The sequence below is a fragment of the uncultured Thiodictyon sp. genome, from assembly GCA_903837595.1.
Taxonomy (GTDB): domain Bacteria; phylum Pseudomonadota; class Gammaproteobacteria; order Chromatiales; family Chromatiaceae; genus Thiodictyon.
In genome coordinates this window covers 11,845-32,205 of record CAILVI010000506.1, presented here as the reverse complement: position 1 = coordinate 32,205, position 20,361 = coordinate 11,845, and the positions used below count along the sequence as shown (strand labels likewise).

The 20,361-nt window shown below is 66.2% G+C and carries 23 protein-coding genes; 8 read left to right on the top strand and 15 right to left on the bottom strand.

Going from position 1 to position 20,361, the window contains the following annotated elements; translation table 11 throughout:
• Positions 1–502: 502 nt before the first annotated feature.
• On the top strand, positions 503–1,006 hold the full coding sequence (locus QZY44_RS30790) for an SRPBCC family protein (protein ID WP_295456668.1): 504 nt from the start codon (positions 503–505) through the stop codon (positions 1,004–1,006).
• A 98-nt stretch (positions 1,007–1,104) separates the two neighbouring features.
• Here QZY44_RS30790 and QZY44_RS30785 read toward each other — a convergent pair whose 3' ends face one another.
• From QZY44_RS30785 to QZY44_RS30765, 5 genes are all read right to left on the bottom strand, one after another.
• On the bottom strand, positions 1,105–1,533 hold the full coding sequence (locus QZY44_RS30785) for a CBS domain-containing protein (RefSeq protein ID WP_295456667.1): 429 nt from the start codon (positions 1,531–1,533) through the stop codon (positions 1,105–1,107).
• A gap of 38 nt (positions 1,534–1,571) precedes the next feature.
• Entirely contained in the window at positions 1,572–1,784 is a 213-nt protein-coding gene (locus tag QZY44_RS30780) for a dodecin (protein ID WP_295456665.1), read from the bottom strand.
• A 219-nt stretch (positions 1,785–2,003) separates the two neighbouring features.
• On the bottom strand, positions 2,004–2,834 hold the full coding sequence (locus QZY44_RS30775) for a tetratricopeptide repeat protein (RefSeq protein WP_295456663.1): 831 nt from the start codon (positions 2,832–2,834) through the stop codon (positions 2,004–2,006).
• 178 nt (positions 2,835–3,012) lie between these two features.
• Positions 3,013–3,783 carry a GNAT family N-acetyltransferase gene (locus QZY44_RS30770; protein WP_295456661.1) on the bottom strand — a complete coding sequence of 257 codons (771 nt, stop codon included), beginning with the start codon at positions 3,781–3,783 and terminating at the stop codon, positions 3,013–3,015.
• 162 nt (positions 3,784–3,945) lie between these two features.
• Entirely contained in the window at positions 3,946–4,344 is a 399-nt protein-coding gene (locus tag QZY44_RS30765) for a hypothetical protein (protein WP_295456658.1), read from the bottom strand.
• Between the two features lie 270 nt (positions 4,345–4,614).
• Here QZY44_RS30765 and QZY44_RS30760 point away from each other — a divergent pair, with 270 nt between their 5' ends.
• The 4 genes from QZY44_RS30760 to QZY44_RS30745 all read left to right on the top strand — a co-directional run bounded on the left by QZY44_RS30760 (position 4,615) and on the right by QZY44_RS30745 (position 7,375).
• Positions 4,615–5,208 (top strand): hypothetical protein, encoded by a 594-nt coding sequence (locus QZY44_RS30760; RefSeq protein WP_295456655.1) that lies wholly within the window; start codon positions 4,615–4,617, stop codon positions 5,206–5,208.
• Positions 5,209–5,367: 159 nt separating this feature from the next.
• A complete protein-coding gene (locus tag QZY44_RS30755; RefSeq protein ID WP_295456652.1) occupies positions 5,368–6,003 on the top strand; it encodes a 2OG-Fe(II) oxygenase in 636 nt (211 codons plus the stop codon).
• 80 nt (positions 6,004–6,083) lie between these two features.
• Positions 6,084–6,467 (top strand): hypothetical protein, encoded by a 384-nt coding sequence (locus QZY44_RS30750; RefSeq protein WP_295456650.1) that lies wholly within the window; start codon positions 6,084–6,086, stop codon positions 6,465–6,467.
• A gap of 266 nt (positions 6,468–6,733) precedes the next feature.
• Positions 6,734–7,375: a TusE/DsrC/DsvC family sulfur relay protein gene (locus QZY44_RS30745; protein WP_295456648.1), complete on the top strand. Its 642-nt coding sequence runs from the start codon at positions 6,734–6,736 to the stop codon at positions 7,373–7,375.
• Between the two features lie 69 nt (positions 7,376–7,444).
• Here QZY44_RS30745 and QZY44_RS30740 read toward each other — a convergent pair whose 3' ends face one another.
• Entirely contained in the window at positions 7,445–8,734 is a 1,290-nt protein-coding gene (locus QZY44_RS30740) for a multifunctional CCA addition/repair protein (protein ID WP_295456646.1), read from the bottom strand.
• Positions 8,735–9,023: 289 nt separating this feature from the next.
• Here QZY44_RS30740 and QZY44_RS30735 point away from each other — a divergent pair, with 289 nt between their 5' ends.
• Positions 9,024–9,506 carry a DUF2939 domain-containing protein gene (locus QZY44_RS30735; protein ID WP_295456644.1) on the top strand — a complete coding sequence of 161 codons (483 nt, stop codon included), beginning with the start codon at positions 9,024–9,026 and terminating at the stop codon, positions 9,504–9,506.
• Here the strand turns inward: QZY44_RS30735 and QZY44_RS30730 are convergent.
• From QZY44_RS30730 to QZY44_RS30710, 5 genes are all read right to left on the bottom strand, one after another.
• A complete protein-coding gene (locus QZY44_RS30730) occupies positions 9,503–10,171 on the bottom strand; it encodes an NAD(P)H-dependent oxidoreductase (protein WP_295456643.1) in 669 nt (222 codons plus the stop codon). The two genes, QZY44_RS30735 and QZY44_RS30730, sit on opposite strands and share 4 nt — an antisense overlap.
• Before the next feature lie 124 nt (positions 10,172–10,295).
• Positions 10,296–10,709 (bottom strand): DUF86 domain-containing protein, encoded by a 414-nt coding sequence (locus tag QZY44_RS30725; RefSeq protein WP_295456641.1) that lies wholly within the window; start codon positions 10,707–10,709, stop codon positions 10,296–10,298.
• Positions 10,706–11,149 carry a nucleotidyltransferase domain-containing protein gene (locus tag QZY44_RS30720; RefSeq protein ID WP_295456639.1) on the bottom strand — a complete coding sequence of 148 codons (444 nt, stop codon included), beginning with the start codon at positions 11,147–11,149 and terminating at the stop codon, positions 10,706–10,708. The genes QZY44_RS30725 and QZY44_RS30720 overlap by 4 nt, the downstream gene beginning before the upstream one ends.
• Positions 11,146–12,591, bottom strand: a complete 1,446-nt coding sequence (gene hldE / locus QZY44_RS30715; RefSeq protein WP_295456637.1) for a bifunctional D-glycero-beta-D-manno-heptose-7-phosphate kinase/D-glycero-beta-D-manno-heptose 1-phosphate adenylyltransferase HldE — start codon at positions 12,589–12,591, stop codon at positions 11,146–11,148. The genes QZY44_RS30720 and hldE overlap by 4 nt, the downstream gene beginning before the upstream one ends.
• 106 nt (positions 12,592–12,697) lie before the next feature.
• Positions 12,698–13,135, bottom strand: a complete 438-nt coding sequence (locus tag QZY44_RS30710) for a hypothetical protein (protein WP_295456635.1) — start codon at positions 13,133–13,135, stop codon at positions 12,698–12,700.
• Between the two features lie 241 nt (positions 13,136–13,376).
• On the opposite strand from QZY44_RS30710, the gene lapB reads away from it, so the two are divergent.
• Positions 13,377–14,582, top strand: a complete 1,206-nt coding sequence (lapB, locus tag QZY44_RS30705) for a lipopolysaccharide assembly protein LapB (protein ID WP_295456633.1) — start codon at positions 13,377–13,379, stop codon at positions 14,580–14,582.
• Between the two features lie 82 nt (positions 14,583–14,664).
• A complete protein-coding gene (galU, locus tag QZY44_RS30700; protein ID WP_295456631.1) occupies positions 14,665–15,543 on the top strand; it encodes a UTP--glucose-1-phosphate uridylyltransferase GalU in 879 nt (292 codons plus the stop codon).
• A gap of 85 nt (positions 15,544–15,628) precedes the next feature.
• On the opposite strand, the gene QZY44_RS30695 is transcribed toward galU, so the two are convergent.
• The 4 genes from QZY44_RS30695 to kaiC form a co-directional block, all read right to left on the bottom strand.
• Positions 15,629–17,806, bottom strand: coding sequence for a bifunctional diguanylate cyclase/phosphodiesterase (locus tag QZY44_RS30695; protein ID WP_295456629.1), 2,178 nt, complete (start codon positions 17,804–17,806; stop codon positions 15,629–15,631).
• A complete protein-coding gene (locus QZY44_RS30690) occupies positions 17,807–18,148 on the bottom strand; it encodes a circadian clock KaiB family protein (RefSeq protein ID WP_295456627.1) in 342 nt (113 codons plus the stop codon).
• Positions 18,149–18,258: 110 nt separating this feature from the next.
• Positions 18,259–18,585 (bottom strand): circadian clock KaiB family protein, encoded by a 327-nt coding sequence (locus QZY44_RS30685; RefSeq protein ID WP_295456625.1) that lies wholly within the window; start codon positions 18,583–18,585, stop codon positions 18,259–18,261.
• Positions 18,582–20,294 (bottom strand): circadian clock protein KaiC, encoded by a 1,713-nt coding sequence (gene kaiC / locus QZY44_RS30680; protein WP_295456624.1) that lies wholly within the window; start codon positions 20,292–20,294, stop codon positions 18,582–18,584. The genes QZY44_RS30685 and kaiC overlap by 4 nt, the downstream gene beginning before the upstream one ends.
• Between the last annotated feature and the right edge of the window lie 67 nt (positions 20,295–20,361).

Sequence of the window (20,361 nt, the reverse complement as noted above, 5' to 3'; positions counted from 1 at the left end):
CTGTATCGGCCCCGCCCAGATCGTATTCGAAGTGAATGCTGATGGGTGCTTCAACTTTCAATGCGGCATAACCCTTCAGGTACACATCGTACGGAACCATTCCTTCTCCCAGGGGTACAGTCTGGTGATGCCATTGGTTGCCCGAATTCTTCCTTGATCCAACTGCTTCCCGTGACCCTCTCGCTCGAGTCGGCTCAGAGGGTAGGGCGGGGGTCTGGCTGGGTCGGTGTGCCAACGAACATTGCGCAGTGTTTTTTCACCTGCGGGGGGCAAAGGGCCGTCGGCTCTGGGATAACGGCAGCATGAACAATATGTTATTTGCTGAGATGGTTAGCGTCGCGCCTGCGCCAACCCAAGGCCACGCATCCCTAACCCATTCAAGGCCGGCCTGCCGGATTTTCTCAAGACCTGATAAGCTTGCGCTTCCGGCGCCTGACTACCCGGGCCGGCGCGCTGTTACCACCGAGCAGGACTCGCAGGAGGTCCCGTGGCGGACTATCACTTGCTGACGATCTGGCGCATTGAAGCACCGCTGGAAGAAGTATTCCTGGCCATTGAAGATTCCCTGCGCTGGCCGGATTGGTGGCCGGGCGTCCAGAAGGTGGAAGAGGTGGCAGCCGGTGATGTTGATGGCATCAACAATGTCCGGCGCTATGTCTGGAAAGGGTCCTTGCCCTATCGCATGGTATTCGCGGTACGCGTCACCCGCATCGAAAACCTGGTGGCTATTGAGGGCGCCGCCGCGGGCGACCTTGAAGGGGTTGGCCGCTGGCAATTCACTCGCCAAGGCACGGTCAGTATCGTTCATTATGATTGGCAGGTGCGCAGCACCCGGTGGTGGATGAAGCTGATCGCCCCGGTCGCCCGCTCGCTGTTTATCCGCAATCATTCACGGATCATGGCGCAGGGCGGCGCGGGGCTGGCGCGCCTGCTGCGTGCGCCCCTGGTGAGCCAGGAAAGCATCGACTTGCTGGCAGCAAACAACCCGCTATTGGCCAAGCGCTAGCGCGCACAGGAGATGGGTGCGGTGTCGCGCTCGGCAATGACGGCGCATAGGCCAAGCAGGCGCCGCCTCGTGCCGACGTTGAGGTGATGGGGGGTCGCTCACCCGCTGATGTAGTGCTCCAATTGCGTGATGATGAACTGCTGCTCGGCGATGACCGATTTGATCAGATCGCCGATGGAGACCATGCCCAGCACCGCGCCCCCCGCGATGACCGGCAGATGGCGCACGCGATGCTCGGTCATGAGTGCCATCGCCTCCTCCACCGGCTGATCCGGGGTGACGCACAGGACTTTGTGGGTCATGATCTCCCGCACGAGGGTGTCGCGGGAGGTGCGGCCCTTGAGGATCACGCTACGGGCGCAATCCCGCTCCGACAGGAGCCCCACCGGGCCGGACGTCTCGGTTACCAGCAGGGCACCGACGTTCTTGTCAGCCAGGAGGGCGAGCGCGTCGTAGACGGTTGCTGCGGGGCTAATGCACCAGACTTGGCTACCCTTCTCGTTTAGAATGTGAGCTACACTTTTCATGGTTCCTCCTCCATCTCAACTATGGCCGGCCTCACGCGTCAGTCACTTTCGAGCCGGAAGCCGACCTTCAGGGTGACCTGGAAGTGGGCGACCTTACCGTCCACCACATGGCCGCTGGTCTTGACAACCTCGAACCAGTCGATGTGCCGGATGGTCTTGGCCGCCGTGGTGATGGCATTGTGAATGGCCTCATCGGTGCCGGTGCTGGATGTACCGACGACCTCAACCAGCTTATACACTCGGTCAGACATCGTTGTCTCCTCGGGATTGGGGGCTCGAAGCGGCCCAGGTCTTAACCAGATGGTGGCCGAAGCGGGCCTATGGAAGGTCTTAGGACACTTAAGTTGGCGGTGCCGGCGTTCGCAAGCGAGCGTCGAAATCCCTAGGGTGTCGGCGCCGCGGCGGCGGCGCCCGCTGAAGCGTCGGCCTGCGGTTGTTGCGCCTGGTATCGCAGCTGCTGGGTGGCGCGGCTATTCGCCGAGTTCTTTCAGTGCCGATTGGGCTTCGGCGAAGCCCTGCGCGGCGGCCTTGCGCAACCAGGTCAGCCCCTGCTGCTGGTCCCTGGTGACGCCTTCACCCTGGTAGTACATGACACCGAGTCTGAATTGCGCCGCGGCATTGCCCTGCTCGGCGGCCTTGCCGTACCAGACCGCTGCTTGCTGCTTGTCCTGTACTACGCCGCGGCCGTTCTCGTACATGACACCGAGGTTCGATTGCGCTTTGGCTTGGCCCTGCTCGGCGGCCTTGCGGTACCAGGTCGCCGCTTGCTGATGGTCCTGTGCCACGCCTTCGCCGATCTCGTAGAGCAGACCGAGGTTGAATTGTGCTGCGGCATCGCCCTGCTCGGCGGCCTTGCGGTACCAGGCCGCCGCTTGTTGCTTGTCCTGTGCCACGCCTTGCCCGTTCTCGTACATGACACCGAGGTTGTGTTGCGCCTTGGCATGGCCCTGCTCGGCCGCCTTGCGGAACCAGGTCGCCGCTTGCTGCTGGTCCTGTGCCACGCCGTCGCCGTGGTAGTACAGGAGGCCGAGGTTGAATTGCGCGGCGGCATCGCCCTGCGCGGCGGCCTTGCCATACCAGGTCACCGCTTGCTGCTTGTCCGGTGCCACGCCTTCGCCGTTGTTGTACATGAGACCGAGGTTGTATTGCGCCGCAGCATGACCCTGCGCGGCGGCCTTGCGGTACCAGGCAGCCGCTTGCTTTTTGTTCTGTGCTACGCCTTGGCCTTGCGCGTACATGAGGCCGAGGTTGTATTGCGCGGCGGCATCGCCCTGCCCGGCGGCTGAACTAAATTCGCGCAATGCTGTCGCATAATCCTGCCGGTTGTGCGCGGCTACACCCGCTTGAAAATCGGCGAGGGTCCCGGTGGCGGCCAGCGTACACAGCGATAACACGATGGATGGGGCCAGGGATCTGAACCAGGTGGTATGCGTGGTGCGCCAGTGCGGTGTCATTTTCGTTATCTCCAGTCAGGCGGCGTCAAGGCGTGTATTCCACAGGGATAGGGATGCCCCACCAGCGCAAGAGCCCCGTCTGCGCCCGTTGTGCCAGCCCCAAGGTCTGGTCGATGCCGTGGAACCAAGCCTCGACCAGATCATGCGGGTCGGCGAACCAGGGTAGCACCCAGCCCGGATTGCAGGGGGGCGGCGTCGATGCAGGTGTCGGTGCTGCGGCGACTGCCTCCGGCGGTGGGGTCGGCGCCGGGGCGGGCGTCAAGGCGCAGTCGAACTCGAGCGTGCCATCCTCCATCCGCCGGGGTGTCCCGCCCATACGGCGGGCGAGCTTGCGCATCGCCATATTGTCGGCCAGCACCTCAAAGCACAGCTGCCGGATGCCGGCGACCTGGGCGGCCTGCATCAGTGCCTCAGCAAGGGCGGTGCCCAAGCCCTGCCCCTGTTGCGCGTCCAATACGGTGATGGAGAACTCGGCGCAGGGTCCTCCCGGTGCCAGGCGGACACAACGCACGAACCCCAGGGCCTCCAGTTCCTGCCCTTGATCGTCGAGCCGGATGGCGGCCAGCGCGATATGCTCGCCACCGTCGGCGCCGGAAAAAAAGTCGAGTTCTTTGTCGCTCAAGGCGCGCTTGGTGGCAAAGAAGCGCAGCCGACTGGATTCGGGTGAGAGGGTGCGGAAGCACTGGTCCAGACGCTCGCGGTCGGTGCGGCCTGAGGGCCGGATGCGCAGATGCAGTGGCGACAAACGGGAGTCCGCGAGTTGCGCCTCGTGTTCTGTGGGTGTGGGTGTGTACATGGGGGTCCCTGCCGGTTCGGCAGTTGGGCTGAGGGCCGGGCTGGCGACTGTATTCCGGCCCTTTGTTGCATTGCACAATAGAGCACGCGCGGCAACCGGAAAGCAACCGGAAAGCGACCGTCGGTCAGTCGGGCGGTCGTGAGCGACCGCCCGCGAACCGTTTCAGCCCCGTGGGCTGCGACAGGCTAGACGGCATTCCCGGTAGCGATTGGTACAGTAGCCGTAGAGGTTCTGGCTGCACGACCACCAGGGGTAGCCGCATGGGTCCCAGTCTGCGGTGTTGCACCGGCGGTAATCGCGTTGGGCGGTGTTGTAGCCGGCCTGGCACTGTTGGTACTCGAAACGGGCGTTGTCGTCGCAGCGATCTTTGGTTTCGCGGCAGCGACCGACGCAGGGGGCCTCCGCGACCTGCTTGCTGATGCGCTGGCTGGTGCTCGCGAGTTGCGCGCAGCCCGCAAGCGTCAGCAGGAGGGCCGCGGCGATGACCCACGCGACGCCCGGGCGGGGGCGCGCGCCACCGGTTGCGGGATCCGGGCTTCGGGTACAGGGGGTTGGACTCATCTGGGTGATCCCGCTCTGATGGGCATGCACTGGGGGGCTTGGAGGTCCCAACGATGATAACTCTAGCCCGAACGCTGGGCCAACGCACCCATCCATTGACCCGCCGCGGCAGGCATTGGGCGGGCCATCCGCGGCGCGGCATTACACCCCGCTGGCGGAAGCGGGTACACTGGCAATGTCCGGTCCCGGGCGGTTGCGTCGCCGCACGGGGCCGGCCGCGATCCCCGGGGCGGCGGCTAGACTGGGGGCTATCCGTTGAGAGCAACAACCATGCAGAGACCCGTCCTGGTTACCGCGTGCCTGGCCGTGGCCGCCCTCCTAGGTGGCTGTGGGTCCTTCCTGCCCGGCCACATTGGGGGGCTCGTGACCTACGTCTCGCCCGATGACTATGCCGAGCGGCTCTGCCGTGGCGTGGAGCTGGAGGGTTACCCCGCCTGCGTGAGCCAGGTCCTGGACTATTTCGATGGGCCGCACGCCGATCCCATGCCGCGGGGTCACTCCAGCTCGGGGCCCTTCGCCGTGGCAATGCAGGGTGCGCTCTATCTTGGGACCTACCAGTCCAGTCCCGTCGCGGGTAGCTTCCGCGTCGCCAGCGGAACCAATGCCTGTCGGGGTTCTTACAGCCTGTTTGGCGGGTCCCGTGCCCCGCTCTACGACGTCTATTGCGACGACGGCCGCGCCGGCTGGGCCGAGACCGTCCGCGATCAGACCGGGGCCAACGGCATCGGCCAACTGACTCTGAACGACGGTACCAAGGGTGAGATCGTCTTCGGCTATCTCCCGCTCGGCCGCGCCAAGCCCTATCAATGGGGTGACGTCTGGACGCCGCGGCCGAAGCCAAAGGCAGAGTCGGCGTTCCAGTAGAACGTGCTTGGCGGTAGCGCTCTGCGAGTCGCTGACCGCTCAAGGGATCGCGGCCTTACCTCACGAAGCGCTCCACGTTGAGTACCGGGGGAGTCGCGGGTTTGGTAGTAAGATGGGTCGAGGCAAGCGAAGCCCATCATCTACACGGAGCCCTGTCACTTGACAACGATTGTCCCACCCGCGAGCGAGTTCGACCGATACACCGGCATTGCCGATGCCCTGGCCGGCCCCGGCTGGTGCGTGACCCCCTTTTTTGTGTCCAGTGGTGAGGTCCTGTCCATCCGGGCCGAGGCTGCGGTACTCCGCGCCCAAGGCGCCTTCAAACCCGCCGGGATCGGTCGCGGTGAGGACCTGCTGGTCCGCTCTGAGATCCGCTCCGACCGGGTCTACTGGCTGGACCCCGCCGCCCGCGAGGGGGCCATCGGTGCCTACATGGCCCGGCTCGAGGACCTGCGCCAGACGCTGAACCGCGACCTCATGCTCGGGCTCTTCAGCTTCGAGGGCCATCTGGCCAGCTATCCGCCGGGGTCCTTCTATCGCCGCCATCTGGACCAGTTCCGCGGTGTCGAGTTGCGCACCCTGACCGCGATCCTGTACCTCAACCCGGACTGGCAACCCGCGGACGGCGGGACCTTGCGGGTCTATACCGATCCGGACCGTCCCGATCACTATGAAACCGTGGCCCCCATCGGCGGCACCCTGGTCACCTTCCTGAGTGCCCGTTTCGAGCACGAGGTGATGCCCGCCATCCGCGAGCGGCTGAGCCTCACGGGCTGGTTCAAGCGGCGGGGTTGAGCCAGCCTTCGTATTCCGCAGTCGCAAAAGTTGTGGTAATAAGGCGTCGATAACCTGCCCGCCCAAGGAGCACGACCGGCATGACCGACTGGCAACGCGAACGACAGGAACTGCACGCCTATTACGACCGGATGCGCGGCCGGGCGCTGGCCGTGGTCGGCTGGTACATCGTCGACTACAAGCAGGGCTTTGGCGAGGCGACCGTCCCGGTGGCTCCGGGCGCTGCGCCGTCACCCGCCATTCCCAACCCCTATCTCGGTCTGGACAGCTTCCAGGAAAAGGATGCGGAACGCTTCTTCGGGCGCGAGGCGCTGCTGGAGAAGGACCTGTGGCCGGCCTTCCAGGTACTGATGGCCGGTCCGTCCGGAACCGGAGATATCGGAGGCGGTTTGCGAAATTATTGGCCCCGGCACGCTGGACCGGCTAACGGCCGTGGCAGCAAGACCAGCCACCCCGGACGATGAACGGCGTGCGTGGGAGCGGCTTTAGCCGCGACGAGGCTGCGGCCGCTTGTGAGGTCGCGTCGCGGCTACAGCCACTCCCACCGGGGCCCGGCCTGACTTTCACGGCAAAGCTTCGACACCATCGGTTTAGATCTACCCGGTTGACTTACATCAAAGCCGCCGGCGCCCCTTGGCGGCATCGTTGCGGGCAGCATCCATGCCTGGCCGGCCGGAACACGCTACGGCGCGTTCGGGTCCAGTTTGTCCCACCCGCGAGAGCCCCTGCCATGATTACCGTGTGCCTGCGTATGAAGCTCGATCAGACCCCGCTCAAGCGGGTGCCGGTGGCACTCTGTCTGGATGCGGACGGGCACTGCACGGCGCCGGTGCCCACCGACCGGGAGGGCCGCGCCCGCTTCGATCTACCCGCGGCCAGCGGCAAGGTCCTGGTGGACGGGGTGGAGCGTTATCACGGGCAACTGGCGGGCGAGGTCCAGGTGGACATCTGGTCGAGCACTCAAGCGCCCGACGATTCTCAGGGGTTGGGCGGTCACCTGCCCAGGGGCAGCAACGCCTATCCCAGCATGCAGACCCGCACCCTGGAGGTCGACGGGCAGCCGGTGCTCACCGACGCGGAAGGCTATCTGGTAGACCCGGCCACCTGGTCGGAGTCCTTTGTCCGGGCACTGGCCGCCGCGGAGGGGCTGCGGCTTGCCGATGCCCACTGGGAGTTGATCCGTTACCTGCGTGAACACTTCGCGCGGGCCGGCACCCAGGCAACGGTGCGGAACATGGTCCGGCACTTCAGCCAGGCGTGGGGCCGGGAGGCGGGCAGCAGCGCCGCCCTGCACCGATTGTTTCCCCGCGGCGGTCCGCAAAAGCAGGGCAACCGGCTGGCGGGGCTGCTGCGGACCAAAGGCGAGCACTAGCCGGCGATCGGGTCACTGTGACTATCGGCGATCAGCGCGCGGCGGTATCGTGACCGCAACGTCTCCGGCTCAATCGTCTGGGAGTGTGGCTTGGTCCTGCCCAGAGCGCGCCTGTCGGATCGCCGCAATGCGCGCCTGGCGGACCTGTTGCGGGATGAGCTGCGGCTCGGTCGCGGCGGCGATGGCCTGCAGATCCACCGCGGCGGCGGCGTCCCGCAGTCGGCTCAGGGTCTCGGCCTGGGGGTAGTGCCGCTCGGCACAGCCGCCGCGCCCGCGGTAGTCGGCCTCGCAGGCGATGAGCATCTGCCGGAAGCGGGCAGGGCGGCGAAAGGCGTCGGTGCGCTCCAGTAGATCCAGGACGGTGGCGTGGCGCAGTTGGTCGACCGTGTGGACCAGCCCGTGGTCGCGGGCGGTGATGCGGGCCAGCGCGCGGCAGTGATTGGGGACGCGCAAGCGATCACAGACCGCCTCCAGCAGCTCGACGCTGCGCTCCTCGTGCCCGTGGTGACGGGGCAGGATGTCCGCGGGGGTATTGCCCTTGCCCAGGTCGTGACAGAGGGCGGCGAAGCGGACCTCCAGGTCTGGAGAGAGGCGCGCGGCCATGTCCACGACCAGCATGACGTGGACGCCGGTGTCGATCTCGGGGTGCCACTTCGCGGTTTGGGGCACGCCCCACAGGCGGTCCAACTCCGGCAGCAGGCGGGCCAGTGCGCCGCAGTCGCGCAAGACCTCGAAAAAGCGGGCGGGCCGCTCCTCCCCCAAGGCCTTGGCCAGTTCCTGCCAGACGCGCTCGGGGACCAGTGCATCCACCTCCCCGGCGGCGACCATCCCGCGCATCAACTCCATGGTTTCCGGGGCGACCTGGAAGCCCAGGTGGGCGAAACGGGCGGCGAAACGGGCGACCCGCAGGATGCGCACCGGGTCCTCGCTGAAGGCAGGGGAACAGTGGCGCAGGACGCGCGTCTCAAGGTCGGCAAGGCCGCCGAAGGGGTCGATGAGGCGGCCGTCCGGGGCCACGGCCAAGGCGTTGATGGTGAGGTCGCGCCGGCGCAGGTCCTCTTCCAGGGTGACCGCGGGGTCCGCGTGGACCACAAAACCCCGGTAGCCGGGGGCGGTCTTGCGTTCGGTCCGGGCCAGTGCGTATTCGGACTTAGTCAGGGGGTGCAGGAAGACCGGGAAGTCCCGGCCGACCTGCTTGAAACCGCGGCGCAGCAGGTCGTCGGTGGTCGCGCCGACCACCACATAATCCCATTCGCCGGGGACGCGGTCGAGCAGCCGATCGCGCACGGCCCCTCCGACCAGGTAGACCTGAAGGTCGGCGGCGGGGTCCGCCACCGGGGGGTGGGGAAGGGCGGACATGGGGATCAGACCCTGGGGGCCTTGGCGCAGCGATTGATACCGCTCGCGCAACTGGCGCCGCGGGTCAATGCAAGGGTCTGGGTCAGGGTGTCCATGGCGACCTCGTGCGGATGGGATGGGGCAATAAGTATAGGGCAGACGCTGCGGTGGGGTGACGATTATAGGCCAGACGGTGGGATGCGGACCGCCGCTGGTCGGGAATCTGCGACGGTCTCGGCAGCGGGGGCGCAGGGGCCGCGCCGGGGCGCTAGAATGGCGCCTCTGTCATTCGTCTTGGGTGGTTCCCGTCATGCGGTATCTCGTCTATCTGCTGCTGTTTGTCCTGATTGCCTTCGGCGTCTGGCCCTATTACTCAGTCTTCAGGCTGGACAGTGCCTTGGGCCAGGAGGATACCGCGGAACTTGCCAAGTTGGTCGATCTGCCGGCCATCCGCCATAACTTCAAGACCCGGGTGGCGGCCGGTGCCGACCAGTTGCTGCCCCCGGTCGACCCCAAGAGCACCATGGGTTGGATTCGGCAAAACCTGGAGCGGCTGGGCGACTCGGCGCTGGATCAGGCGATCACGGTGCCCTGGGTGCGCGAGACCCTGCGCCAGTCAGTCGCTGAGGCGACCCACCAGAACCCACCCTTCCTCCTGAGTGGGATCGATTTCGCCTTCTTCGAGTCTTACAACCGCTTCCTGATCCGCATCGGCGACCTGGGCCACAACCCGACCCATGTGCGCCTCACCCTGGAAGGGACCGACTGGAAGATCACGGACATCATCCGCTAATAGATGCCCACGTCGATCGGGTCCTCCAGGTGCAGTCCGCGCAGCCGTTGCGCGTGGTCCGCGAGTGCCTGGGTGCGCTCCGGCGTTGTCAGGTGGGCCGGTCCATAGCAGACCTGGGGTGCCAAGACGTCGAAGCCGACAAAACGCAGTATGCCGCGGTTCAGCGGCCTTAGGATGCCGGTCAGGTCGCCGTTGAACCCGCCCGGTTCATAGGCGCCCTGCGGACCGCCGGTGGTGAGACTGAGCATGGCCCGTTTGCCCTGGAATACACCGTTTTCATAGAAGTGTCCGCCGCCGTAGGTGCGCCCCATGGCGAACACCCGGTCCACCCAGCCCTTGAGCACGGCCGGCATCCCGAACCACCAGAGTGGGAACTGGAGGATCAGCAGGTCGCACCACTCCAGGTTCTTCAATTCACTCTCGATCTCGGGGGCGAAGCCATTGTCTTCGCTGGCGTAGAGTTCCTCGAGCTGCTGTTTGAAAAAATCCGGGTTCTTGACGCTGGTGAAGTTGTGACGGCCGGAGACGGGATTGAAGCCCATCGCGTGCAGGTCTGAGACCCTGATCGGGTGGCCCGCCTGGGTCAGGGTCTCGCGGGTGGCGGCCAGCAGGGCGCCGTTGAAGCTCTGTGGCTCAGGGTGCCAGTAGACGATGAAGCAGTTCATAACGCGGATGCTCCGATAGCAGGGTTGGTTTGCACTCGTGACACCGCTTTGCGGTGTCACGCTTGTGCCAGGCGGTGCGCGCCGGGGGTTTGCGTGCCCGCAGCAGCAATTGCGGCCCGTGATTTTAGCGCGCGAGCCGTTCGCGAATCGCCAGGCAATAGGCGAGCAGGTCATCGAGTCGATGCTCCACCACCTCGCGCACCAGTGCCGGGTCCACCGACTGGTAACCGTGGACCAGGATATTGCGAAAGCCCACCATCGCCCGCAGACTCTCCGCCAGGGTGTTTGGCACCCAGCCATTCTTGACCAGGAGTTCAAAGAGTTGGCGGTTGTTCTCGGGTTCCCCCAGGCGATCGTCGGAGACGATATGGGAGGCGACATCCAGTGCGGCCTGGATCGCGATCTGAAGCGTATGGACCACAAAGCGCTCTTCGCGGATATCCGTTGCGAGCAACTCCGGACGGGCCAGCTCGCTGAGTTCCCGCACGCAGGTCTCGATAAAGGCGAGCTTCTTCGCCACTAATTCCGCGTCGGTCATGGGTGAGCCTCGGGAGCGGTGCGCCGGTAGCGTTGGAGATAGGGCAACAGGTCGAAATATTCATTGCGCGCGCGTACCTCAAAGCGGATACGGGCCGACCGGTCGCGGTCCAGCAACAGGATGCCGTCGCGCAGCACCCGGTGCACCAAGTCGACCGGGGCGCGATTGAGTACCACCAGATCGACCGGCCGCCCGGTTGCCGCGCTCAGATCGTCGGCCAGGTCCAGGGTTAGGCCGGCCAGGGTATGGGGTGGGTCGGACGCGAACAGCGCGGCGACGTCGAGATCGCTCCCCGGCCGCGCCACGCCCCGCGCAGTGCTGCCGAAGAGGTAGGCGCAGACCAGCCCGGGGTCGGCGCCGGCCAGCGATTGCCGCAGCGCCGTCAGCTGGGCGCCGATGGCCGGCGGCTCGTCGGCCGGACGCGGCAAGCCAGCAGTCATCGGTCGCTCCGGCCCTCACCCATGCGGCTGATCATACCGGTGGTCGAGACGCCAGCCAGGAAATCCAAGACCACCACCTGCCCGCCGTTGGCGGTGACGCAGGGTCCGCCCGCGATGTCCGCGCCGGTATAGTCGCCGCCCTTGACGATGATATCGGGCAGCAGCCGGCAATACAGGCGCTCCGGTGTCTCCTCGGTGAATGGGACCACCCAATCGACGCACTTGAGTGCCGCCAACACGGCCATCCGATGCTCCAGGCGATTGATCGGCCGACTGGGGCCCTTGAGTGCGGCGACCGAGGCGTCAGCGTTGACCGCCACAATGAGTCGGTCACCGAGCCCCCGCGCCTGCTCCAGATAGGTGATATGCCCGGCGTGCAGGAGATCGAAACAGCCATTGGTCATGACGATGCGCTCGCCCCGCGCCCGCGCCTGCCGCAACTCGGACGCCAGTTCGTCCTCGCTGACCAGACCGAAGCCGCTGGCCTCCGGTGCATGCAGCGCACGGCTCAGTTCGGCCACCGTGGTGGCGGCGGTGCCGAGCTTGCCGACCACGATTCCGGCCGCCGCGTTGGCTAAGCGGACGGCCTCCTGCGGCTGGGCACCGGCGGCGAGCGCCAGGGCTAGGGTGGCCACCACCGTGTCGCCGGCACCGGTGACGTCGTAGACCTCGCGTGCGCGCGTCGGCAGGTGCAGCGGCGGCTGTCCCTCCCAGAGCAGGGTCATCCCCTGTTCGCTGCGGGTGATGAGCAGCCCCTGCCATTGGGTCGCGTGGCGCAGGCGCTCGCCGCGTTCCACCAGTTCCTCATCGCTCGCACAGCGCCCGACCACGGCCTCGAACTCGGCGCGATTAGGTGTGATGAGAGTAGCGCCGCGATAGCGTGAAAAATCGGTGCCCTTGGGGTCGACGATGACGCACTTGTCGAGCGAGCGAGCGCGCTCGATGAGTGTGCTGGGCGATGCGAGTGCGCCCTTACCATAGTCGGACAGGACGATGACATCGGCGGCGTGTGCGAGCTGTGCGTATCCCGCCGCCTGGTCGTCGTCGAGCCCCAGGTCCAGGTCGCCCAAGCCACCCTCGAAGTCCGCGCGCAGCAATTGCTGATGCTGGCTCAGGATGCGCAGCTTGGTCGAGGTCCGGCCCTGCGCGTGGCGTTGCAGATGACAGCCGATCCCGATGCGTCGCAGCAGGTTCTCTAGGGCGGCGCCCGCCTCGTCCTGTCCCACCAGCCCCAGCAAGTCGACCTGGCCGCCGAGTGAGAGGATGTTCAAGGCGACATTGGCCGCCCCGCCCGGTCGCTCCTCGATCGCGGTCACATGCACCACCGGCACCGGCGCCTCGGGCGAGATCCGCGTGGCGGCGCCGCTCCAGTAGCGGTCGAGCATGACATCGCCGACCACGAGTACCCGGGCCTGATGGAAGGGGGGGATGGTAATCCGCATGGGGCTGGGTTTGATCCTGGTCGTCAGTCGGCGGGGTTGCGGGGGCGCGGCTGCGGCGCGCGGGTATCGGCTGCCATGCTACGCACTCGACCGGCGCTACTCAAGGCTACGGCAGTGCCTCAATGGCTGCCACCCCCTTGCGGTAGCGCTCGCTGAGCTGTTCGGGCAGCCCCGCCTCCTTGGCCGGTTTGCAGCCCTCGGCCAGCATGGCGGCGGACTGTTCGAGCAGGCGCTTCTGCACGGCGCGGTAGCTGCGCTCCGGAAACATCTCGTCTTGGACCGTGACGATGGTCAGACGCAGTTTGTTCACCAGTTGCTTGTTGAGGTTGTTACTGTGGCGGCCGGAGTCGTCGCTGCGGCAGCGGGCGTTGTAGAAGTCCAGGGCGGCGGCGGCCTCCACTGCATCGACCAGTACCTGCTGGGTTTGCGGGGGCAGGGCAGGGGTGGCGGCAGCCGCGGTCCCGCCAGGGGGCAGGACGAGAGCCAGGGTCAGGATCAGGAGCCGCCGGGTGCGTCTGACGACCGTGTCCGTGCAGGCTGGCATGGGACTGACTCCTCAAGCGGTGACGGTGGATGTAGGGCCGACGCGGTTCTGGGGCCGCATCCTGCACCCGCTGCGGTGGTTTGATCAAGCGCGGGCGTGTGTCGGCCCATGCGACCGCGCGGCGATGCCTGTATCATGGCGGCGTGAATGTACTTGCACCAAGAATCGACATCGGTGCCTCTCCTTCGTGCGGGAGGCCCGAACTCGCCTGCGCCTGCGCCTGCGCGCTCGGGGTGCGGTCGTGATTGAGTTGCAGCAGTTCCTGTTGTTCCTGCTGCTGCCGGTGGCGGCGGCCTCCGGTTGGTGGTTCGCGCGGCGTGACTGGCGCTCCCGGTGCCGGGTCCTACCGGTCGACGGCCCGGCTTTTTTCCGCGGACTCAACTATCTGCTCGACGAGCAGCCGGACAAGGCGATCGACGTCTTCCTCGCACTGGCTGAGGTCGACGGCGAGACGGCGGAGATACACCTGGCCCTGGGGAGCCTGTTCCGGCGCCGGGGCGAGGCGGATCGGGCCATCCGCATCCACCAGAATCTCATCGCCCGCAAGACCTTGAGCGCGGAGCAGCGCGGCTTCGCCCTGTTCGAGTTGGGACAGGACTATATGCGCGCCGGCCTGCTTGACCGCGCGGAACTTTTGTTCCGCGAACTGGCCGAACTGGGTCTGCAACGCGAGCGGGCACTGCGCGGCCTGCTCGACATCTACCAGCAGGAGCGCGACTGGGACGGCTGCCTGGAGATCGCGGAGCGGCTGCGGCCCTTCTGCGAGCGTGCGCCGGATGCCGAAATCGCGCACTACCACTGCGAAGTAGCGGAGGAGGCCCGGCGTCGCGTCGACCCGGATGCCGCCCGGCGCGCCTTGGAGCGCGCCCAGGCTGTCGACCCGCTGTGCGTGCGTGCGACCATCATCGCCGGGCAGATGGCGTTGGCGGACGGTGAGCGGGCCGCGGCTGTGGAGCTCTTCCTGCGGGTCGCCGAGCAGGGTGCGCGCTATGTGCCCGAGGTCCTTCCCGGGCTGATGCAGGCCCTGGATGAGTTGGGGCGGACTGACCTGATCGCGGTGCTGGAGACCCTGGCAGCGAGCCGCCCGTCCGGGCCGGTCGTCCTGGCCCTGAGCGAGGCCTTGCGGCGCGAGCGTGGCCCGGCGGCGGCGGCGCAGACCCTGACGCAGTACCTGGCCGGGAACGTTGACCTGGCCGCGCTGGAGCGCCTGTTGGACCTGCAAGCGGGCGCGGAGCCTGGCGCCGACCCCTACCGGGCCGCCGTGGTGCATGAGGTGGTGCGGCACCTGCTTACGCGCCAAAGCGCCTATCAGTGCGATCATTGCGGCTTTGCCGCCCGAGCGCTGCACTGGCAGTGCCCGAGTTGCAAGCGCTGGGGCTCGGTCCAGCCGGTGCAGCCGGAGCGTATCCCGGGGGATGAGGTGCTGCGTGAGCCGCGGCTTGCCTGAGCGTTCCCCACGGCCTATTCTAAGCGGCGCTTGCCGCCGCCCATCAATACGCATGAGTATAACTGTAGGAGAGTGATCAGCCATGAAAAAGATCCGCAAGGCAGTATTCCCCGTTGCCGGGCTCGGCACGCGGTTCCTGCCCGCCACCAAGGCGAGCCCCAAAGAGATGCTGCCGGTGGTGGACAAGCCGCTGATCCAGTATGCCGCCGAGGAGGCCGAGAAGGCCGGGGTCGATCAGCTCATCTTTATTACCGGTCGTAATAAACGCTCCATTGAAGACCACTTTGACTCAGCCTACGAGCTGGAGGCCGCGTTGGAGAGTGCGGGTAAGAAGGAGCTGTTGAGTATCGTCCAGAATATCCTGCCGTCCCATGCGCGTTGTATCTATTTGCGCCAGCCCGACCCCCGGGGTCTGGGGCATGCCGTACTCTGCGCCGAACCCGTGGTGGGCGATAACCCATTCTATGTGCTGCTGGCGGACGATCTGATCACCGGCGACGACGAGGGCAAGGGTGTGGTGGCGCAGATGGCCGACATTTACGCGCGCCATGAGTGCAGTGTGCTGGCCGTACAGGAGGTTCCGCGGGAGGATACCCGGCAATATGGAATTGTCGAAGTGGAGCCCGGGCCGGGCGGCTGCATGCGCGTCATCTCCATCGTTGAGAAGCCCGCTCCGGAGGATGCGCCGTCGAACCTGGCGGTAGTGGGGCGCTATCTGCTGACACCGCGAATTTTCGATCTGCTCGAGAAGACCGACACCGGGGCCGGCGGCGAGATTCAATTGACGGATGGGATTGCCGCCCTGCTCGAATATGAGACGGTGATCGCCTATCCCTTCCAGGGCAAGCGCTACGACTGCGGCAGCAAGCTCGGGTATCTTGAGGCGACAGTCGAGTACGGCTTGGCCCATCCGCAACTCGGGGAGCAGTTCGCTGCCTACCTGCGGAACTTTCGCGGCTGAGCGTGGCGGTCTCGCGACGCGATCGTGCGGCGGCGTGTCGCGACCGGGGGGCGCTCCTCTGTTCTTACACGTTCTGCGGTCGGATCTACGGCAGCGCCGCCGCCGGTCCCGGTCGCCCAAACAGATACCCCTGAAAGGCGCGGCAGCCGTTCTCGATCAGAAACGCGCGCTGGGCCTGCGTCTCCACCCCCTCGGCGATGACCGTGAGATTTAGATTGGGCGCCAGGGCCAGGATGGCGCGGACAATTGCGGCGTCGTTGGGGTTGTCGAGTGCGTCCCGGACAAAGGACTGGTCGATCTTCAACTGGTCCAGGGGCAGGCGCTTCAGGTAGCTCAGTGAGGAATACCCGGTACCGAAGTCATCGAGTGAAAACCCCAGGCCCAGCGACTTGAGCGCGGTCATCTTGGCGATGGTGTCCGTGACATCCTCGAGCAGCAGGCTCTCGGTGAGTTCCAACTTGAGCCGGTGCGGATCGGCGCCCGACGCGGCGAGTGCCGTGCGTACCTGATCGACAAATCCCGGGTCGCGGAACTGACGGGCGCTCACATTGACCGCCAGGGTCAGGTGGGCACGCTGCGGTTGGTGCGCCCAGGCCGCCAGTTGGCCGCAGGCGCTCTCCAGCACCCAGTGACCAAGAGGGAGTATCAGCCCGGTCTCCTCGGCCAGCGGGATGAACTCGTAGGGTGTGATTAGCCCCCGCTGGGGGTGTTGCCAGCGTACCAGTGCCTCGGCCCCGGTGAGGCTCCCCGCGTCGTCCACCTGCGCCTGGTAATACAGCAGGAACTGGCCGTCTCGCAGCCCGTCGCGCAACTGCGTCTCCAGGGCGCTGCGGGCCTCCAGTGCGGCCTGCATGTCGGGATTGAAGAAGCGCAGGGTGTTGCGGCCGGCCGCCTTGGCCTGGTACATGGCCAGATCGGCCTGTTTCAGCAGGTCCTCGACGGGCGTCTGGTGGTCGGCGATCAGGGTGATGCCGAGGCTGGCGGTGCTGTGACAGCGGTGATCGGCGAGTTGGTAGGGCTCATTGAGTGCGGCCAGGACCTTGACCCCGATGTCCTGGGCCTTGGCCGCGGCCGCCTCGGCGCGCTCGCCGAGCCCTTCCAGCATCACCACGAACTCATCGCCGCCCAGGCGGGCCACGGTGTCGGATTCGCGCACGCAGTCGAGTAGACGCCCGGCGGCCTGCTGGAGCAGCAGGTCGCCGACGTCGTGTCCGAGTGTATCGTTTAATACCTTGAAATTGTCCAGGTCGATGAACATCAGCGCGCCCGGCCTGCGGCTGCGGGCGCCAGTCTCTACCGCCTGATGCAGCCGTTCCAACAGCCGCCGCCGATTGGGCAGCCGGGTCAGTGGATCGTAGAAGGCGAGTCGCTCGATCTGCTCCTCTGCGGCCTTGCGTTGGGTGATGTCGGTCAGGGTGACGACACTGCCGAGCTTATCACCCAGCGGACCCACTAGGGGGCCGACGCTGACCACCAGATGGAAGAACTCGCCGCGTCGCTCCAGCTTGGCCTCGACCCGGCGCTGCTCCCCGACCCTGAGCAGGTCCGCGAGCGAAACGCCCGCGCCATCGGGCCGTTCCAAGGCAAAGGCGCGCTCGAACGGCTGATCGAGCGGGTCCTCGCCGCACAGCCGGTAGGCCACCGCGCTGGCGCGGATGATGCGCGAGGCGTTGTCGCAGACCACAATGGCCTCGGCGGTCTGGTCGAGGATCAGGCGCGCCAGCTTTTCCGCGGCCAGGATGGCTTCGCTGCGTTTTTGCTCAGTCAGATCGGTGGCGACCACGCAAAATGAGCCCAGCACCTCGCCGATCAGCAGGCAACTGACCGAGAGATAACAGGGGACATTGGTCCCGTCGCTGGCCCTCAGGGTGAGTTCCATGCGCTGGCGGCTGGGCGCGCTCGTGCGGTTGAGCAAGGCGCGGAACGGCGCCGCGTCGGCGGGGGCGATCCAACGGTCGCAGGCGGAACCGATCACCTGTTCGAGCGGCGTTTTCAGCATCTCGGCCAGGCGCCGGTTGGCGTAAAAGATCACCCCCTCCGCGGTCAGGATGATCGCCCCTTCGCTCATCTCCTCGACCAGTACCCGGTAGGGATAGTCGGCCCCCTGGAGGGTAAAGACGTGGTCGCCGTCGCTGCCGGAGACAACCAAGGCATCCACCTCGCCGTTGCGGATGGCGCGCAGGGTCTCCTCGGCCTCCGCCAGGCGGGCGCGCAGGGCCTCGTTCTCGGCGGCCAGTGGGTCCAATGCCGGTGCTTGCGTCACCTACCCACCCTTGCGCAGATCCAAGCCGACCAGGACGCGTTCCGTGCTCGAGAGATCGCCGATGATCCGCCGCAGGGGCAGCGGCAGTTCTTTGATGAGGGTCGGTGCGGCGACGATCTGCTCGCCGTGCGCGAGTTGGGGCTGCTGGTAGAGGTCGATGACCTCCAGCCGGTAACGTCCTTGCAAGTGTTCCTCGCAGATGGTCTTGATGTTGGCGATGGCGTGCGTCGATCTTGGCGTCACGCCGGTGACATAGAGGCGCAAGACATAGGGCTGCGCCGGCTGGCTGACCGTTGGGTCGGCCGTCGCCGGGGGTGGCGTTGGGGGATTTTCGGTCGGCATGGTGACAAGTTCCTCACGTAAGGTTCGGCCTGGACCCGGCAACTGTCGGCGTGGCCCAGGTCGGCGCGGGTGGGGGCGGGCTGGGACTCCGGGCGGCGGGGCGCTTTGCTTCAGACGCGCGGCAGCAGGTCCAATCCAATTAATACCTTATCCGTGTTTGACAGGTCGCCGATGATCTTGCGCATCGGCTCGGGTAGTTTGCGAACTAGTGTCGGGATCGCCAGGATCTGGTCCCCCTGCGCCAGCTGGGGTTGCACCAGCAGATCGATGACCTCGATTTGGTAACGTCCGGCCAAGTGCTCCTCACAGATGCGCTGGAGGTTGGCAAAGGCGGTGATGGACTTTGGGGTCTGGCCAGCCACATAGAGTCGCAGGGTCCAGAACTCCGGTGCGTCAGGGGGCGGTGCCGCGCCCGGCTCGGCGGGCAGCAGGGTCATTGCGGACCCTCCGTATCGCTCGCCACATCGGCCTTGCGGCTCCAGGCCATGTCCATGCGCTCCTGTGCCAATTGCGACTCCCGCGCCTGTTCGCGCTCAATCAGGGCCAGCGCGTCGGCCTCCTGGGCGGCGAAATCCAGCCGCAGGGCGGCGATCTGTGCTTCCAGGGTCGCGCGTTTCCTTTCCAATTCGCGTTGTTGACGCTCGATGTCCTGCCGCCGTACCACGTCGTCCGCCCGCTCCCGCGCCTCCTGGGCCAGCCGCGCGGAGCCGGTCAAGACCCCGCCCGGACCGGCATAGACATCGCACACCTCCACCCCCTGATCGGTGATCAGGAACTCGCGGGTCTGGTTCGAGTGGGCCATGCCGCGCGATTTCAGGATGCTCAGGGCGCGATTGCGCTCACCGCCCCCCTCGACGGCGATGAGCAGCAGCCAGGTGTCGATCAGGGATGAAATGGCGGCATCGGTATGATCGAGCGCGCTGCCGCCGGTGGTCAGGCTGGTGAAGAAGCCGGTGATCTCATTCATCTTCAGGTAATCGACCAGGCGGATCAGCATGGCCTTGACCTCGGTCTCATTGCCCGCGCTGATGAAGCTATTCAAGGGGTCGACGACCACGATGTGCGGCTTGAAGCGATCGATCGCCTTATGCATGGTCGTCAGGTGCAACTCCAGGCCGGCAAAGGTGGGGCGGACGGCCTGGAACTGGAGCAGGCATTGTGCGACCCAGCGCCCCAGATCGATCCCGATCGAGCCCATATTACGGACGACCTGGTTGGGGGATTCCTCGAAGGCGAAATAGAGCACGCGCTCGCCCCGGGCACAGGCGGCCGCGGCAAAATGACCGGCCAGACTGCTCTTGCCCGTCCCCGCGGTCCCTGAGACCAGTACACTGGTGCCGCGGTAGAAGCCCGCCCCGGCGAGCATGGCGTCGAGGCGTGGGATGCCGCTGGAGACCCGTTCGGTGGAGACGTGATGATCCAGGCCAAGCGAGGTGATGGGCAGGACCGAAATGCCATCCTCATCGATCAGGAAGGGGTATTCGTTGGTCCCGTGGGTCGAGCCGCGGTACTTGACCACGCGTAGTCGTCGGGTCGAGATCAGGTTGACCGGGCGGTGGTCGAGCACGATCACGCAGTCCGACACGTACTCTTCCAAGCCCTGCCGTGTCAACTGACCCTCGCCGCGCTCGCCGGTGATAATGGCGGTCACGCCCTTGTCCTTGAGCCAGCGGAACAGGCGGCGCAGCTCCGCGCGCAGGATCATGGGGTTGGGCAGGCCGGCGAACAGGGTCTCGATGGTATCGAGCACCACGCGCTTGGCGCCGATCGAATCGATGGCATAGCCGAGCCGCACGAACAGGCCGCCCAGATCGAACTCCCCGGTCTCCTCGATCTCGCTGGGCTCCAGGTACACGAAATCCAGAGCCAGTTGACCCTGCGCGCTCAGAGCCTTGAGGTCGAAGCCGAGCGAAGCGACATTCTGGGTCAGCTCTTCGGACGTCTCCTCGAAGGCCATGAACACCCCCGGCTCATTGAAGCGGGTCGCACCGCGCACCAGGAACTCCATCGCCATCAGGGTCTTGCCGCAACCCGCGTCGCCGCAGATCAGGGTCGGCCGCCCGGTGGGCAGACCGCCGCTGGTGATCTCGTCCAGCCCGTCGATACCGGTCGGGGTCTTGGGGAGTTGCTGCCTCAAGGGGTCCATGTCTTGCTCTCCGCTGTCATCGCTGATCGATTGCCGACGCCCTTGCACCTGGGGCGTCGACGCGCGC

Excerpts from the sequence above, each read along its gene's own strand:
- QZY44_RS30735 (WP_295456644.1), top strand. The coding sequence starts at position 9,024 with ATGCGGTATCTCGTCTATCTGCTGCTGTTTGTCCTGATTGCCTTCGGC.
- hldE (WP_295456637.1), bottom strand. The coding sequence starts at position 12,591 with ATGCGGATTACCATCCCCCCCTTCCATCAGGCCCGGGTACTCGTGGTC.
- QZY44_RS30720 (WP_295456639.1), bottom strand. The coding sequence starts at position 11,149 with ATGACTGCTGGCTTGCCGCGTCCGGCCGACGAGCCGCCGGCCATCGGC.
- QZY44_RS30710 (WP_295456635.1), bottom strand. The coding sequence starts at position 13,135 with ATGCCAGCCTGCACGGACACGGTCGTCAGACGCACCCGGCGGCTCCTG.
- galU (WP_295456631.1), top strand. The coding sequence starts at position 14,665 with ATGAAAAAGATCCGCAAGGCAGTATTCCCCGTTGCCGGGCTCGGCACG.
- kaiC (WP_295456624.1), bottom strand. The coding sequence starts at position 20,294 with ATGGACCCCTTGAGGCAGCAACTCCCCAAGACCCCGACCGGTATCGAC.
- QZY44_RS30765 (WP_295456658.1), bottom strand. The coding sequence starts at position 4,344 with ATGAGTCCAACCCCCTGTACCCGAAGCCCGGATCCCGCAACCGGTGGC.
- QZY44_RS30780 (WP_295456665.1), bottom strand. The coding sequence starts at position 1,784 with ATGTCTGACCGAGTGTATAAGCTGGTTGAGGTCGTCGGTACATCCAGC.
- QZY44_RS30745 (WP_295456648.1), top strand. The coding sequence starts at position 6,734 with ATGATTACCGTGTGCCTGCGTATGAAGCTCGATCAGACCCCGCTCAAG.
- QZY44_RS30730 (WP_295456643.1), bottom strand. The coding sequence starts at position 10,171 with ATGAACTGCTTCATCGTCTACTGGCACCCTGAGCCACAGAGCTTCAAC.
- QZY44_RS30690 (WP_295456627.1), bottom strand. The coding sequence starts at position 18,148 with ATGCCGACCGAAAATCCCCCAACGCCACCCCCGGCGACGGCCGACCCA.
- QZY44_RS30750 (WP_295456650.1), top strand. The coding sequence starts at position 6,084 with ATGACCGACTGGCAACGCGAACGACAGGAACTGCACGCCTATTACGAC.
- QZY44_RS30725 (WP_295456641.1), bottom strand. The coding sequence starts at position 10,709 with ATGACCGACGCGGAATTAGTGGCGAAGAAGCTCGCCTTTATCGAGACC.
- QZY44_RS30685 (WP_295456625.1), bottom strand. The coding sequence starts at position 18,585 with ATGACCCTGCTGCCCGCCGAGCCGGGCGCGGCACCGCCCCCTGACGCA.
- QZY44_RS30785 (WP_295456667.1), bottom strand. The coding sequence starts at position 1,533 with ATGAAAAGTGTAGCTCACATTCTAAACGAGAAGGGTAGCCAAGTCTGG.
- QZY44_RS30760 (WP_295456655.1), top strand. The coding sequence starts at position 4,615 with ATGCAGAGACCCGTCCTGGTTACCGCGTGCCTGGCCGTGGCCGCCCTC.
- QZY44_RS30770 (WP_295456661.1), bottom strand. The coding sequence starts at position 3,783 with ATGTACACACCCACACCCACAGAACACGAGGCGCAACTCGCGGACTCC.
- QZY44_RS30740 (WP_295456646.1), bottom strand. The coding sequence starts at position 8,734 with ATGTCCGCCCTTCCCCACCCCCCGGTGGCGGACCCCGCCGCCGACCTT.